Origin of the sequence: Streptomyces gilvosporeus (genome assembly GCF_002082195.1) — a bacterium.
GTDB classification, from domain to species: Bacteria; Actinomycetota; Actinomycetes; order Streptomycetales; family Streptomycetaceae; genus Streptomyces; species Streptomyces gilvosporeus.
This window is the reverse complement of record NZ_CP020569.1, coordinates 2,842,643-2,857,460: the sequence shown is the minus strand read 5'-3', so window position 1 is coordinate 2,857,460 and position 14,818 is coordinate 2,842,643. Positions and strand designations below refer to the sequence as shown.

The window sequence follows — 14,818 nt, the reverse complement described above, 5'->3', positions numbered from 1 at the left end:
GTGGAGATCGTCGCCTTCGGGGTGCAGGCCGATGAGCGGGCGCCGCTGGAGAAGGCTTTCGCGGGCCGTCACCAGCTGCGCAGCCTGGACGTCGTCATCAACCGCGACACCGCCCCGATCGCGCACGGCTACGAGATCGTCAGCTCCAGCGTCAACGGCGACCTCGGCGCCGACGTGCTCCAGACCCTCGCCGCCGGCGGCACCAAGATGATCACGCAGCGCTCCACCGGCTTCAACAACATCGATCTGGAGGCCGCGGCCGACCTCGGCATGACCATCGGCCGGGTCGCGGACTACTCCCCGTACGCGGTCGCGGAGTTCGCCTGGGGCCTCGCGCTGGCCGTCGACCGCCGGATCGTCCTCGCCGCCCACCGCACCCGGAACTTCGACTTCCGGCTGGACGGGCTGATGGGCCGCGATCTGCGCGGCCGTACCGTGGGCGTGCTCGGCACCGGCAGGATCGGCGAGGCGTTCACCCGGATCGCCCACGGCTTCGGCATGCACCTCCTGGGCTGGGACATCGCCGAGAACCCCAACTGCCTCGCGCTGGGCATGACCTACGCCGACAAGGAGCGGCTGTTCGCCGAGGCCGACCTGATCAGCCTGCACGTCCCGCTGGTGGCGGCGACCCGCCACCTCGTCGACCGGGCCGCGCTGGCCTCGATGCGCAACGAGGCGATCCTGATCAACACCAGCCGCGGCGGCCTGGTCGACACCGCGGCCCTGGTCGGCACCCTCAAGACCGGCAAGCTCGCCGGCGTCGGACTGGACGTCTACGAGGAGGAGTCCGGGATCTTCACCTTCGACAAGTCCCTCGACGTCATGGACGACGACATCCTCGCCCGCCTGATGACCTTCCCGAACGTGCTGGTCACCGCGCACCAGGCGTATTTCACCCGGGACGCGGTCGGCCAGATCATCGACGCCACGGTCGGCAACGTCGAGGACTACCTGGCCCACCGCACCAACGAGAACATGCTGGTCACACAAGGACAGCCGCGAGCAGCCGAGCGGTGATCGCGGCGCCGTCCAGAGTCAGCACCGACTCGGGGTGGAACTGCACGCCCGCGAAGCCGGGACCGCGCAGCGCATGCACGTCCCCGGTCCCCGGATCGCGGCTCAACTCGATGCGGTGCATGGCCAGTTCGGCGGCCGTGGAGTCGTCGCAGCGGGCCGTGAAGGTGTTGTAGAAGCCGACCTTCTCCGTGCGCCCGAAGAAGTCGATCCGCTCCTGCGCGCCCTGGAAGGGCACATCCTTGCGGACGATCTCCAACCCCAGCTCGGCGGCGAGGAGTTCATGGCCCAGGCATACCCCGAGCAGGCCATGGCGGTGCTCGCGCAGCAGGTGGGCGGCGAGCGCCCGCAGCGTACGCATCTTGGGGTCGGCGGCGTCGGACGGGTCGCCGGGGCCGGGGCCGAGCACGATCGGGCCCTCATGGGCGAGCGCGGCCGCACGCAGCCCCGGCTCGTCGAAGCGGCGTACTGAAACCGTCAGCCCCGAGGTGCGCAGCAGATGCGCCAGCATCGCGGTGAAGGTGTCCTCGCCGTCGATGACCAGCGCATGGCCGCGCAGCGCGGCGGTCGGTGCGGTGGTCTGCATCCGCAGCCAGAAGGGGGCCAGATCGGCGCGGCGGGCGTCCAGCGCCGCCCGGACCCGCGGGTCGTCGGCCAGCCGGAGCGGCGCGGCGTCCGCCGCGGGGCGCCCGCCCCCGCCCGCCGGGGCCTTGCGCACCCCGAGCGCGGCGAGCACCCCCGCCGCCTTGGCGTGCGTCTCGGCCACCTCGCCCGCCGGGTCCGAACCGCGCACCAGCGTCGCCCCGACCGGCACCCGCAGCCGCCCTCCCGCGTCGATGTCGGCGGTGCGGATGAGGATGGGGGAGTCGAGGGTCTGGGCGCCGCCCGCATCGCGCCCGATGAGCGCCAGCGCGCCCGCGTAGTAGCCGCGGCCCGCGCCGTCCGGCCCGTGGGGCTCGTGGCGCTCGATGACCCGGCAGGCGTTCTGTACGGGCGACCCGGTGACGGTCGCCGCGAACATCGTCTCCTTGAGCACCTCCCGCACATCCAGTGACGACCGCCCGCGCAGCTCGTACTCGGTGTGCGCCAGATGCGCCATCTCCTTCAGCCGCGGCCCGATCACCACGCCGCCCCTGTCGCCGACGGTGCACATCATCTTCAGCTCCTCGTCGACGACCATGGAGAGCTCCTCGATCTCCTTGCCGTCGGCGAGGAAGCCGAGCAGATCGTCGGCGGTCGGCCCGCCGGCCGGATAGCGGTACGTCCCGCTGATCGGATTCATCACGACCGTCCCGCCGCTCATCCGTACATGCACCTCGGGGCTTGCCCCCACCAGCGTCCGGTCGCCGGTGTGCACCACGAACGTCCAGTACGCGCCGCGCTCGGCGACCAGCAGCCGCCGGAACAGGGCGAGCGCGTCGGCCCGGCCGAAGCCCGGGATCTCGCCCTCGAAGGTCCGCCGGATGACGAAGTTCGCGCCCTCGCCGCTGCCGATCTCCTCCCGGACCACCCGCCCGACGATCTCGGCGTAGTCCTCGTCGGACACGTCGAAGGCCCCGTCCGCCACCCGCACCTCATGCGCCGGGAGCTGCGCCAGGGCCTCGGCGAGCGGCACCTCGCAGCGCTCCTCGGGGGTCAGCGCCAGCAGCGGGGTGCCGTCGTCCCGGACGTCGAAACCGCGCTCCCTGATCTGCCGGAACGGCACCAGGGCCAGGCCCTCGGGGAGGTCGGCGAGCCGGTCGTAGGCGGCGACCGGGCCGGTCAGGACCTCCACCATGTCCTGATCCCGGCCGGGGGTACGGCGGCGCAGCAAAGCAAAAGGAGTCTGCTCGGAGAGCAGTCGGCCGAGGGCGGTGGCGGGCGACGGGCGGGCGGGGCGGTCGTCGGCGAGCAGCTCGGTCAGATGCATGGTCCTCGTCCTTCTCACTCATGGGAGGGGTGGAGGGACGGCCTGCCGCGGATACGCCGAAGGCCGCCCCTGGGGCGGCCTTCGCGGAGTCTGTGGTGTGCGCGCGAATCAGTGGGCCGCCGGAAGAGCGGTCCACCACCAGGTCATGTTCATGGCTGTCGGCGCGTGCATGGGGGGCACCCTACCCGACGGCGCCGCCGACGCGAGGTCGGCGGCTTCGTTGCGGGGGAGTGTCCACGGACCGTCTCACACTCCGGTCGCCGTGCTGGACCCCCGTCGGGACCCCGTAATGTGGTGTTCGTGACCGTGAACGCTGAAACCCACGCCGGTGGCAACACCTGGCGAGACCTGCCCGCGGCGCAGCAGCCTGACTGGCCGGACCAAGAGGCTCTGCGCGATGTGATCGCGGAGCTCGAGTCCTATCCGCCGCTCGTCTTCGCGGGCGAGTGCGACCAGTTGCGTGAGCGCCTGGGAGCGGTCGCCCGTGGTGAGGCGTTCCTGCTCCAGGGCGGCGACTGCGCGGAGGCCTTCGACGCCGTCTCCGCCGAGCACATCCGCAACAAGCTCAAGACGCTCCTCCAGATGGGCGCCGTCCTGACCTACGCCGGGTCCGTCCCGGTGGTCAAGGTCGGCCGGATCGCCGGCCAGTACAGCAAGCCGCGCTCCAAGCCCACCGAGACCCGCGACGGCGTGACGCTGCCGACCTACCGCGGCGACTCGGTCAACGGCTTCGAGTTCACCGAGGCGGCCCGGATCCCGGACCCGCAGCGGCTCAAGCGGATGTACAACGCCTCCGCCGCGACGCTGAACCTCGTGCGCGCCTTCACCACCGGCGGCTACGCCGACCTGCGGCAGGTGCACGCCTGGAACCAGGACTTCGTGAAGTCCTCGCCCTCCGGTCAGCGCTACGAGGCGCTGGCCCGCGAGATCGACCGCGCGATGAACTTCATGAACGCCTGCGGGGTCGACCCGGAGGAGTTCCGTACCGTCGAGTTCTACGCCTCCCACGAGGCGCTGGTCCTGGACTACGAGTCGGCGCTGACCCGCGTGGACTCGCGTACCGGCAACCTCTACGACGTCTCGGGCCACATGGTCTGGATCGGCGAGCGCACCCGGCAGCTGGACGGCGCGCACATCGAGTTCGCCTCCCGCATCCGCAACCCCATCGGCGTCAAGCTCGGCCCCACCAGCACGGTGGAGGACGCGCTCACCCTCATCGAGCGCCTCGACCCGGAGCGCGAGCCGGGCCGGCTGACCTTCATCACCCGGATGGGCGCGGACAAGGTCCGCGACAAGCTCCCCCAGCTGGTCGAGAAGGTCACCGCCTCCGGCGCCCAGGTGGCGTGGATCTGCGACCCGATGCACGGCAACACCTTCGAGGCGGCCTCGGGCCACAAGACCCGGCGCTTCGACGACGTGCTGGACGAGGTCAAGGGCTTCTTCGAGGTCCACAAGGGCCTCGGCACGCACCCGGGCGGTATCCACGTCGAGCTGACCGGTGACGATGTCACCGAATGCGTGGGCGGCGGCGACGAGATCTTCGTCGACGATCTGCACCAGCGCTACGAGACCGCCTGCGACCCGCGGCTCAACCGCAGCCAGTCGCTGGACCTGGCGTTCCTGGTGGCGGAGATGTACCGCGACCAGTGAGGCCCGGCCGTATACGCCGATGGGGCGCGGATCCTGTGATCCGCGCCCCATCGGCGTATCCGCGCATTGTCGCCGCTCCCCGGTCCAGGTAAGGTAAGGGTTACCTCACTCAAGATCGCGGGACCGACGGGACCGCCGAGAGCCGGGGTATCCCTACGGAGGTGAAACCGCGTGTACGTCTGCTCATGCTTCGGGATCACCGAGCAGCAGGTCCGCGAACACGCGGGCACGGGCGCCTGCACGCCCCGCCAGATCGCCTCCGCCTGCAAGGCCGGCACCGACTGCGGCAACTGTGTGCGCCGTATCCAGCAGCTGCTCGGCCGTGGCGCGTGCCCGCGCCGTGAGCTCATCGACAGCGGCAGCCCCGAGCCCCTGGGCGCCACGACCGCGCCCGCGCCGCCGGTCGCGGAGGTGGCCGCAGTGGTGCCCGTGGCGCTCCAGGAGGCCGCGTAGCCCTGCCGCTGAGCCCGGCCCGCACGGTCGGCCCGGCCCGTACGGTCAGCTCGGCTGCTCGATCAGCTGGGCGATGTAGAGCGCCTCGCCGAGTTTCTCCACCAGCTCCAGCTGGGTGTCGAGATAGTCGATGTGGTGCTCCTCGTCCGCGAGGATGTCCTCGAAGATATTCGCCGAGGTGATGTCGCCCTTGGTGCGCATGATCTCGATTCCGCGCTTGAGCCGGTCGATCGCCTCGACCTCGATCTGCCGGTCCGCCTCGAACATCTCGGTGACGGTCTGGCCCACGCGGACATGGAACAGCCGCTGATAGTTCGGCAGCCCTTCGAGGAAGAGAATGCGGTCGGTCAGGACCTCCGCATGCTTCATTTCGTCGAAGGACTCGCTGCGCGTGTACTTCGCAAGCTTCGGCCAGCCGAAGTTCTCCTGCATCTTGGAGTGCAGGAAGTACTGATTGATCGCGGTCAGTTCGGCAGTCAGCTGCTCGTTGAGGAATTCGATGACCTCGGGATCGCCCTGCATGGCTGCGGGCTCCTTCCGCGCGGGAACTGGGCAGGTGCCGCGCATCCTCGCACCGCGCGGAGCGCACAGTCCAGTAAGTTCACGCTTAGTACGAGTTGCCCGAATCCTTCCCTCCCTGGTCATCGGCACCCCTCACGGTCTGACACCATGGAGGCATGGGTCAGCCGCACAGCCGCGAAGAGGGGCATCCTCAGCTGCCTCCGGGGCAGCGTCTGCAGCGGGGCTGGCCGGTGACGCATTACGGTCCGGTCCCCAAGTTCCGCCCCGAACGCTGGGAGTTCCGCGCCTTCGGCGCCACCAAGGACGGCGGAAAGCACTGCTGGACGCATGAGGAATTCACGGCCCTGCCCTATGCCACGGTCGTCGCGGATATGCACTGCGTCACGAAATTCAGCATGCTGGGCGCCGAATGGGGCGGGGTCCGCACCCAGACGATCCTGGATCTCGCGCCGCCCGCGCCGGACGTCACGCATGTGATGGTGTGGGCCGAGTACGGATTCAGTTCGAATCTGCGGCTGGACGATTTCGCCGCCGAGAACTGCATCTTCGCCACCCACCGCTCCGGCGAACTGCTCACCGCCGAACACGGTTTTCCGGTCCGGCTGATCGTGCCCCAGCTGTATGCCTGGAAGGGCCCGAAATGGGTCCGTGGCATCGAATACATGACGGCCGACCGCCGCGGATTCTGGGAGGAACGCGGCTATCACAATCTCGGCGACCCCTGGCGCGAACAGCGCTACTCGTACCAGGAGGAACCGGGGGAGGGCCCGGAGCTGTAAGCCCCGGGCACCGCTCACGCGGCCCGCAGTTCCTTCAGGCGCGCCACATCCGCCGCATGCCCCTCCTTGCCGCCCGGCGTCTCGATGACCAGCGGCACGCCGTCCGTCGCCGGATGGCGGAACAGCTCGGCGAACGGGTCCGCGCCGATGTGGCCGGCGCCGATGTTGGCGTGGCGGTCCTTGTGCGCGCCCACCACGTCCTTGGAGTCGTTGGCGTGGATCAGCTTCAGGCGCCCCTCGCCGGTGACCTCCACCAGCTCGTCCAGCAGCGCCTTCATCCCGCCCGGCGCCGCCATGTCGTGACCGGCCGCGAAGGCATGGCAGGTGTCCAGACAGACCCCGAGCCGGGCGTGGCGGTCGAGCACGTCGAAGTACGGGCCCAGATCCTCGGCCAGCGAGCACAGCGAGGCGCCCTGCCCGGCCGTCGGCTCCAGCAGCAGCCAGGGGTCGTCGTCGTGCGTCAGCTCGTCCAGCAGCGGCCGCATCCGCTCTCCTACCTGCGCCAGCGCCTCGGCACGCGGCCGTCCGCCGGTCGCCGAGCCGGTGTGCACCACCACCCCGAGCGCGCCGATCTCCCGCCCGCGCCGCAGCGAGTGCCGCAGCGACGCCACCGACTTCTCGACGGTCGCCTCGTTGTGCGACCCGAAGTTGATCAGATACGGGGCATGGACGTAGACCGGGATGTCCTCCTGCGCGCAGGCCGCCCGGAAATCCTCGTCCTGGGCGGGGGTGCCGGGCGGGGTCGCCCAGCCGCGCGGATTGGCCACGAAGACCTGTACGGTCTCGGCGCCCATCTCACGGGCGTAGGGCAGGCCGGTCCTCGCCAGGCCGCCGGCCACCGGGACATGGCCGCCGACCGGATTACGTGCGCGGGCGCGCTGCCCGTCGTGCTCTGCGTAACTCACGCCACCAGGGTGCCAGGCCCGGCGGCGAACCTCCGCCGCCGGGCACGCTCTCAGAAGGCGCCCTTGAGCTTGATGGTGATCGTGCTGCCCTTCGGGGCCTGCCCGCCGCCCTCGACCGACTGGCTCTCCACCTCGTCCTGCGGGAAGAGGAACGGCTTCTTCACCTCGACCTGGAACCCCAGGTCCGTCAGCGTCTTCTTGGCGTCCGCCTCGCTCTGGCCGGTGACGTCCGGGACGTCGACCATCTGCTGGCCCTTGGAGAGGGTGAGGGTGACCGTGTCGCCCTTGCCGAGGTAGCTTTCCGCGCCCGGTGTCTGCTGGGCGACGGTGCCCTTGTCCTCGTCGGAGAAGACCGGCTGGGCGGCGAACTTGACGTTCAGACCCTCACCGCGCAGCGCGTCCACGGCATCGGCGCGGTCGTCGCCGACCACATCCGGTACGGAGATCTTCGCACCCCGGCTGACGGTCAGCGTCACCGCCGTATCCGGATGCAGCTTGGTGCCCCCGGTCGGGTCCGTACGGATCACCGACCCCTTGGCCACCTCATCGCTGAAGTCGCGCTTCACCGTCCCCGGGACCAGCCCCAGATCGCGCAGCCGGCGCTTGGCGTCGGCCACCGGGGTGCCCGACAGGTCCGGTACGGTCACGATCTCCGGGCCGCGCGAGACGGTGATCGTGACCGTGCCCGTACCGCGGATCGACTTGCCCGTGCCCGGATCGGTCTTCATCACATGGCCGCGCGCCACATTCGCGCTGAACCCGCGCTCCACCTTCACGCCCAGACCGTCGTCGCGCAGCGTCTTGACGGCCTTGGCCTGCGGCATGTCCAGGACGGCGGGGACGGTGGTGAACTGGCCGATGCTGACGTACCACACGCCGGTGCCCACGCCGAGGACCAGCAGGACCGCCGCGACGACGGCGAGGAGCTTGTGCCGCTGCACCAGGCCGCCGCGCGGCGCGTGCGCGGCGGGCGCCGGGCGCAGCCGGGTGGTCTGCTCCGAGGGCGGGACCTCCAGGCGGCTGGTGCGGTTCAGCGCCGCCTCGTCCGGCAGCGGCGCGGCGCCGATCCGCGGCAGGACGTCCGTGCGCTCGGTGTCGCCGCCGGGCACCGCGTGGGCCTGCGGCGGCACCACGTCCAGCTGCGCGTCGGTCAGCGCGGCGCGGACCGCGCGGGACTGCGACAGCAGCGCCACCGCGTCGTGCGGGCGCCGCTGCGGGTCGCGGGCGGTGGCGCCCGCGACGAGATCGTCCAGCTCCGGCGCCAGCCCCGGTACGAAGGCGGACGGCGGCGGTACGTCCTCGTGCAGATGCTGGTAGAGAATCTGCGCCGCGGTGCCGCCGGTGTGCGGTTTGCCGCCGGTGAGCATCTCGTAGAGCACCACACCGCAGGCGTAGACATCGACCCGGGCGTCGGCGGTGCCGTGCTCCATCTGCTCGGGCGCGAGATAGGAGACGGTGCCCAGAACGGAGCCGGTCGAGGCGGTGGTGTTGGTGTCCACCGCGCGCACCAGCCCGAAGTCGGCGACCTTGACCCGGCCGTCGTCGCCTATCAGGACGTTCTCCGGCTTCATGTCCCGGTGGACCAGACCCGCGCGGTGTGCGGCCCCCAGGGCGGCGAGCATCGGCTCGAGGATGTCCAGGGCGGCCCGCGGCTGGAGGGCGCCCCGCTCGCGCAGTACATCGCGCAGGGTGCACCCGGCGACGTACTCCATCGCCAGATAGACGTACGTACCGTCGGTGCCCTGGTCGAAGACGCCCACCACGTTGGGGTGCGACAGCCGCGCGACCGACTTCGCCTCCCGGATGAAGCGGTCCACGAACGCCGCGTCGGTGGCGAGGCTGGGGTGCATCACCTTCAGCGCGAGCACGCGGTCGAGCCGGGTGTCCAAGGCCCGGTAGACCGTCGCCATGCCGCCTGCGGCGATGCGCGCCTGGATGCGGTAGCGGCCGTCGAGCAGCTGGCCCTCTAGCGGGTCCTGAAGGGTCGTATCCACCTGCCAGAGTTTAGGCCCCATGTTTTTGTCTGCGGCGCCGTGGTTTCTTCCCGCCGTAGCGCCTGCGGCCCGTCCGCTGCGCTTTGCCTGGGGCCCACGTTGTCGGCCGTCCCGCCGTAGGGGTTTGCCGCCGTTGCGCCTGCGGCGGCCGTTCCCGCTGCGCGGGGCTGTCCGGCAGCGGCACCGGCCCTACACGGCTCCGCCGCTACGGTCCGGCACCTCCCCGTTGGGGGTGGGAAAAAGACGTGGGGGTGGACCACCGGCCTTCTTCCCCCCACCGTCGGGAGGGGCCGCACCGGAGGACGAAGTCCGCAGGGGCGGCACCGCGGCCGACACACAACCCCAGCCCGCCGCAGGCGAAACGGCGAGAACACACCGCGGCGCCGCAGACAAAAACGTGGGGCGCCCCCTAAAACGCAGGGCGTTCAGGGTCGAGGGCCGCCACGCCGTCCTCCGGCGACGACGCCAGCGCGAAGTGCCGCCGGGGAATCCGGCCGGCACGGAAGGCCAGTCGGCCCCCCGCCACCGCATGCCGCATGGCCGAGGCCATCCGCTCCGGGTCCTGGGCCCGGGTGACCGCGGAGGCCAGCATGACGGCCGCACACCCCAGCTCCATGGCCAGCGCCGCGTCCGACGCGGTGCCCGCGCCCGCGTCCAGGATGACCGGGACGCCCGCACGCTCGGTGATCAGCTGGAAGTTGTGCGGATTGCGGATGCCCAGCCCGGAGCCGATCGGCGAACCCAGCGGCATGATCGCCGCGCAGCCCGCGTCCTCCAGTTTGCGGGCCAGTACCGGGTCGTCGTTCGTATAGGGCAGCACCGTGAAGCCGTCGTCCACCAGGGTCTCGGCGGCGTCCAGCAGCTCGACCGGGTCCGGCAGCAGGGTGCGCTCGTCGGCGACGACCTCCAGCTTGATCCAGTCGGTGCCCAGCGCCTCCCGGGCCAGCCGGGCGGTGAGCACCGCCTCGCCCGCGGTGAAGCAGCCCGCCGTATTGGGCAGCACCCGGATGTTGTGCCGTTCCAGTACGGAGAGCACCGAGCCCTGCACCGTCGGGTCCAGCCGCCGCATGGCGACCGTGGTCAGCTGCGTACCGGAGGCGAGCAGCGCGCGCTCCATGACGTCGAGGCTGGGGGCGCCGCCGGTCCCCATGATCAGGCGGGACTCGAAGGTGGTGCCGGCGATGGTGAGGAGGTCGTCCGCCGGCTGGGCGGCCGACGCCGGGGTCGTGGTGAGGTCAGCGGTCATCTGCGCGGATCAGCCTCCCTGGACCGCGGTGAGCACCTCGACGCGGTCGCCGTCGCCGAGCGGGGTGGTGGACCACCGGGTGCGCGGCACCACGGTCTCGTTGACCGCGGCGGCCACCCCGGAGGGCGCCCGGGTGAGGGTGGCGACGAGACGGTCCAGGGTCAGGTCGCCGGGGATCTGCCGGGCCTCGCCGTTGACGGACACCGAGACGGTCGGGCCACTGGGCGCGCTCATACGGGCTGCTCCTCTGGGACGCGGGCGCGCTCGGCCCGTGGGGCGGAAAAGCGCGCGGGGGAGAACGGGCGGGCCTCTTCGGGCAGGCTCCCGGTGGCCAGCAGCTCGGCCATCGCCTCGCCGGTGACCGGGGTCAGCAGGACGCCGTTGCGGAAGTGCCCGGTGGCCAGGTGGAGGCCGGGCAGCGCGGTCGGGCCGAGCAGCGGCGCATTGTCGGGCGAGGCGGGCCGCAGCCCGGCGCAGGTCTCCACGAGCGGCAGCTCGGTCACGCCCGGGACCAGCTCGTGCGCGTCCCGCAGCAGCTCGTAGACGCCGCCCGCGGTGACGGTGGTGTCGAAGCCCAGCTCCTCGCTGGTGGCGCCCAGCACCAGCTCGCCGCTCTCGCGGGGCACCAGGTAGAGCGGATTGCCGCGGACGACGGCCCGTACGGTGCGCGAGAGGAACGGCGGGCTCCCGGCCGGCGGCACCGGCAGCCGCAGCCGCAGCACCTGGCCCTTGACGGGCCGCACCGGCGGCAGCATCTCCGGGGGAACCCCGGCCAGCCGTCCGCTCCAGCTGCCCGCGGCCAGTACGGTCTGACCGGCCACCAGGCGGGCGCCGTCGGCGAGTTCGGCGCCGGTGGCCCGTCCGCCCTCGACCGTCAGCCGCACCGTCTGCGCCCGGTGGAAGACCACCCCGGCCCGCTCGCAGGCGATCAGCAACGCGTTCGCCAGGAGGCGCGGATCGACCTGGTGGTCGCCGTCGACCCGGAGGCCGCCGCGTACCCCGGGGGCCAGCATCGGCTCCAGCCGGCGGCACTCGCGCCCCGTCAGCCACTGCGAGTCCAGCCCGGAGCGGGTCTGGAGGGCGTGCAGGTCGCGCAGATAGGCGCGGTCGTCGGCGTCCAGCGCCACGGCCAGGGTGCCGCAGGGCCGGTAGCCGATCCGCTGCCCGCTGGCCTCCTCCAGTTCGGCGGCGAACCGCGGATAGCGCCGCGCCGAGGCGAGATTGAGGCCGAGCAGGGTCTCCTCGCCGTAGTGCAGCTCGCTCACGGCGGCCAGCATTCCGGCCGCCACCCGGGCGGCCCCGCCGCCGGGCGCCGGATCGGCCACCACGGTGCGCAGCCCCCGGCCGGCCGCCCGCCAGGCGGTGACCAGCCCGATGATGCCGCCCCCGATGACGAGCACATCGGGGTGCCCGCCTGCTGGTCGCGGTCGTGTCACGGATGGATGCATGGGCTTCCAGCCCCTCCCTTCGCCGGCATGACCCGGATCAGGTTCGTACGGTCGGAGGCCGGCCAGCCTCCCTCTCAGCCCGGTGCGTCCGGGCTCCCGCGAGTGCGTGTACCCGTCACCCTAGTACGGGCCCGCGACACGCCGTAAGGGAGCGCCCCGGGGCCGCCCGCCCGCGTCACCGTCCGTGACGCTGTGTCAGAGATCTCCCTGCGGGCTGCTCCCGGCTGCCTTCCCGCCGTCCTTCACCGTCCTAGAGTGAGTGGGTGAACGAGCAGCGGACGTCCTTGCAGGCCCCTGACCACACACCCCGCGTGATGATCGCCGGCGCGGGCATCGCCGGGGTGCAGACCGCGGTCGCCCTGCGCGAACAGGGCTGGCGCGGCGCGATCACCCTGCTCGGCGACGAGCCCCACCAGCCGTACGACCGCCCGCCGCTGTCCAAGGCCCTGCTGCTCGGCAAGGCCGACGGCTCCGCCTTCGACGTCGACTTCGCGGGCCTGGGCATCGATCTGCACCTGAGCCGCCCGGTCACCGCGCTGCGTCCCGCCGACCACGAGGCCGACACCGCCGAGGGCCCGGTCCCCTACGACTACGCGGTGATCGCCACCGGGGCCGAACCGGTGCTGCTGCCCGGCAGCGAGGGCCTGCCCGGAGTCCATCTGCTGCGCACCCTGGACGACGCCGAGCGGCTGCGTCCGGTGCTCGCCGCGCAGCGCCGCATCGTGGTCGTCGGGGCGGGCTGGATCGGCGCGGAGTTCGCCACCGCGGCGCGCGAGGCGGGCTGCGCGGTCACCGTGGTCGAGGCCGCCGACCGCCCGCTGGCCGGAGCGCTGCCCGCCGAGGTCGCCGCCCATATGACCTCCTGGTACGCGGATGCCGGGGCCGAACTGCGCACCGGCATCGGCGTCGCCGCCGTCGAACCGGGCGCGGTGGTCCTCGCCGACGGCACCACCCTGCCTGCCGACGCCGTGGTCGTCGGCATCGGCGCCCGCCCCGCGACCGGCTGGCTGGCCGGCTCCGGCGTCGCCCTCTCGCCCGAGAACGGCTCCGTACTGGCCGACGCGCAGCTGCGCACCTCCGTCCCCGACGTCTACGCGGTCGGCGATTGCGCCTCCTTCCCCTCCGCCCGCTACGGCCGCCGGCTGCTGATCCACCACTGGGACAACGCACTCCAGGGGCCCCGCACGGTCGGCGAGAACATCGCCCGCGGGGAGGCGGAGGGCGTGGTCTACGACCCGGTCCCGTATTTCTGGTCCGAGCAGTTCGGGCGGTTCGTCCAGTACGCGGGCCATCACCAGGCCGCCGACGAGATGATCTGGCGCGGCGACCCGGCGGGCGCCTCCTGGTCGGTGCTGTGGCTGCACGAGGGACGGGCGGTCGCGCTGCTGGCCGTCGGCCGGCCCAGGGATCTCGCCCAGGGCCGCAAGCTCATCGAGAAGGGCGCCGTCCTCGACCGCGACCGGGCCGCGGACGCCGCGCTGCCCCTGAAGTCCGCGGTCCTCTAGCGGGGTCCCCAGCGGGGTCCTCCAGGGCGGTCTTCCAGCGGGGACGCGCCGACGGACGTCACCCTCCGGTGTGCCCCGCAGACCCTGATGGCGAGGCCCGGCTACCGACTGTCAGTGCGAGGTGGCAGGCTTGTCCTGTGACCGAGATTGACGCAAACATCGATGGACTCGTCCCCGCCTGGCTCACCCTCCCCGACATCGCCGAAAACATCGGCGTCGAGGTGACGCGCGTGCGGCAGCTGGTCAAGGAGGGCCAGCTGATCGCGGTGCGCCGCGGCGAGAACCGGGTGCTCCAGGTGCCCGCCGACTTCATCAAGGACGGCAAGGTCGTCAAGGGACTCGTCGGCACCCTGACCCTGCTGCGCGACGACGGCTTCGCCGACGACGAAATGCTCGAGTGGCTCTTCACCCCCGATGAGACCCTGCCCGGCACTCCGGCGCAGGCGCTGCGCGAGAATCGCGGCACGGAGGTCAAGCGCCGTGCCCAGGCGCTCGCCGTCTGACGCCGCACCCTGATCCGTAACCGCACCGGGGCGTGCGGACCGAGCCCGGTCCGTACGCCCCCGACCTGGGGGGAAGCCGCCCGATGACCACCGCACGACAGGCCCTTGCCGACGCCCGGCTCTATCTGTGCACGGACGCCCGCACCCGCCAGGGCGATCTGCCGCAGTTCCTGGATGCGGTGCTCTCCTCGGGCGTGGACATCGTCCAGCTGCGCGACAAGGGCATGGAGGCCGGCGAGGAGCTGCGCCATCTGGAGGTCTTCGCGGACGCCTGCCGGCGGCACGGCAAGCTCCTGGCCGTGAACGACCGCGCGGATGTCGCCCACGCCATCGGCAGCGACGTACTCCACCTGGGACAGGGCGATCTCCCCGTCCCGGCCGCCCGCGCCCTCCTGGGCCCCGACGTCCTCATAGGCCGCTCCACCCACGCCGAGGCCGAGGTGGACGCCGCGCTGACCGAGCCGGGGGTGGACTACTTCTGCACCGGCCCCTGCTGGCCGACCCCCACCAAGCCCGGCCGTTACGCCCCCGGCCTCGGCCTGGTCCGTTACGCCGCCGCTCGCGCCCCCGAGCGCCCCTGGTTCGCCATCGGCGGTATCGACGCCGGCAATCTCGACGAGGTCCTGGAGGCCGGCGCCCGCCGGGTCGTGGTCGTCCGGGCACTGACCGAGGCCGACGACCCCGCCGCGGCCGCCGCGGATCTGGCGAAGCGGATCCGCTCGCGGGACGTTTAGCCGGGGAGCCCGGGGAGCCCGGGGAGCCCGGGGAGCCGTCCGGCGGCCGGGCACCAGTGCGGTCCCAGCGACGGTTTCCGGACGTTCCGTGGCCGGGAAATTGTCCAGCCCGTGGACAAAAAGCGCCACTGGTTGGTATGAGCCGGGGCTCTGGTT

General features: G+C 72.1%; 14 protein-coding genes and 1 riboswitch. Of the genes, 7 read left to right on the top strand and 7 right to left on the bottom strand.

Translation table 11 applies throughout. The annotated features are described in order from the left end of the window. Entirely contained in the window at positions 1-1,017 is a 1,017-nt protein-coding gene (locus B1H19_RS12530) for a 2-hydroxyacid dehydrogenase (RefSeq protein WP_083104746.1), read from the top strand. Here B1H19_RS12530 and B1H19_RS12525 read toward each other — a convergent pair. Then, entirely contained in the window at positions 983-2,923 is a 1,941-nt protein-coding gene (locus B1H19_RS12525) for an anthranilate synthase family protein (RefSeq protein ID WP_083104744.1), read from the bottom strand. The genes B1H19_RS12530 and B1H19_RS12525 overlap by 35 nt on opposite strands. A gap of 306 nt (positions 2,924-3,229) precedes the next feature. On the opposite strand from B1H19_RS12525, the gene B1H19_RS12520 reads away from it, so the two are divergent. Beyond that, on the top strand, positions 3,230-4,573 hold the full coding sequence (locus tag B1H19_RS12520) for a class II 3-deoxy-7-phosphoheptulonate synthase (RefSeq protein WP_198535012.1): 1,344 nt from the start codon (positions 3,230-3,232) through the stop codon (positions 4,571-4,573). Positions 4,574-4,744: 171 nt separating this feature from the next. Then, positions 4,745-5,026 (top strand): (2Fe-2S)-binding protein, encoded by a 282-nt coding sequence (locus B1H19_RS12515; protein WP_083104741.1) that lies wholly within the window; start codon positions 4,745-4,747, stop codon positions 5,024-5,026. A 45-nt stretch (positions 5,027-5,071) separates the two neighbouring features. Here the strand turns inward: B1H19_RS12515 and bfr are convergent, their stop codons facing one another. Next, entirely contained in the window at positions 5,072-5,548 is a 477-nt protein-coding gene (gene bfr / locus B1H19_RS12510) for a bacterioferritin (RefSeq protein WP_083104738.1), read from the bottom strand. Between the two features lie 155 nt (positions 5,549-5,703). Between bfr and B1H19_RS12505 the strand changes: the two genes are divergently transcribed. Beyond that, on the top strand, positions 5,704-6,327 hold the full coding sequence (locus B1H19_RS12505) for a sulfite oxidase-like oxidoreductase (protein ID WP_030071679.1): 624 nt from the start codon (positions 5,704-5,706) through the stop codon (positions 6,325-6,327). A 14-nt stretch (positions 6,328-6,341) separates the two neighbouring features. Here the strand turns inward: B1H19_RS12505 and B1H19_RS12500 are convergent, their stop codons facing one another. From B1H19_RS12500 to thiO, 5 genes are all read right to left on the bottom strand, one after another. Beyond that, positions 6,342-7,232, bottom strand: coding sequence for a deoxyribonuclease IV (locus B1H19_RS12500; RefSeq protein WP_083104736.1), 891 nt, complete (start codon positions 7,230-7,232; stop codon positions 6,342-6,344). A 50-nt stretch (positions 7,233-7,282) separates the two neighbouring features. Beyond that, positions 7,283-9,226: a Stk1 family PASTA domain-containing Ser/Thr kinase gene (gene pknB / locus B1H19_RS12495; RefSeq protein ID WP_083109576.1), complete on the bottom strand. Its 1,944-nt coding sequence runs from the start codon at positions 9,224-9,226 to the stop codon at positions 7,283-7,285. A gap of 409 nt (positions 9,227-9,635) precedes the next feature. Beyond that, positions 9,636-10,472, bottom strand: a complete 837-nt coding sequence (locus tag B1H19_RS12490; RefSeq protein ID WP_083104733.1) for a thiazole synthase — start codon at positions 10,470-10,472, stop codon at positions 9,636-9,638. Positions 10,473-10,481: 9 nt separating this feature from the next. Beyond that, a complete protein-coding gene (thiS, locus tag B1H19_RS12485; protein ID WP_083104731.1) occupies positions 10,482-10,706 on the bottom strand; it encodes a sulfur carrier protein ThiS in 225 nt (74 codons plus the stop codon). Continuing rightward, positions 10,703-11,920 carry a glycine oxidase ThiO gene (thiO, locus tag B1H19_RS12480; RefSeq protein ID WP_203237137.1) on the bottom strand — a complete coding sequence of 406 codons (1,218 nt, stop codon included), beginning with the start codon at positions 11,918-11,920 and terminating at the stop codon, positions 10,703-10,705. Before thiO ends, thiS begins: the two co-directional genes overlap by 4 nt. Next, positions 11,918-12,030, bottom strand: a riboswitch (TPP riboswitch). Its footprint overlaps the gene before it by 3 nt. A gap of 153 nt (positions 12,031-12,183) precedes the next feature. Here thiO and B1H19_RS12475 point away from each other — a divergent pair. From B1H19_RS12475 to thiE, 3 genes are all read left to right on the top strand, one after another. After that, positions 12,184-13,425 carry an NAD(P)/FAD-dependent oxidoreductase gene (locus B1H19_RS12475; RefSeq protein ID WP_237289265.1) on the top strand — a complete coding sequence of 414 codons (1,242 nt, stop codon included), beginning with the start codon at positions 12,184-12,186 and terminating at the stop codon, positions 13,423-13,425. 137 nt (positions 13,426-13,562) lie between these two features. Further along, positions 13,563-13,928 (top strand): Rv2175c family DNA-binding protein, encoded by a 366-nt coding sequence (locus tag B1H19_RS12470; protein WP_030068163.1) that lies wholly within the window; start codon positions 13,563-13,565, stop codon positions 13,926-13,928. 83 nt (positions 13,929-14,011) lie between these two features. After that, complete coding sequence (gene thiE, locus B1H19_RS12465) at positions 14,012-14,662, top strand: thiamine phosphate synthase (RefSeq protein ID WP_083104723.1); 651 nt, start codon at positions 14,012-14,014, stop codon at positions 14,660-14,662. Positions 14,663-14,818 lie beyond the last annotated feature (156 nt).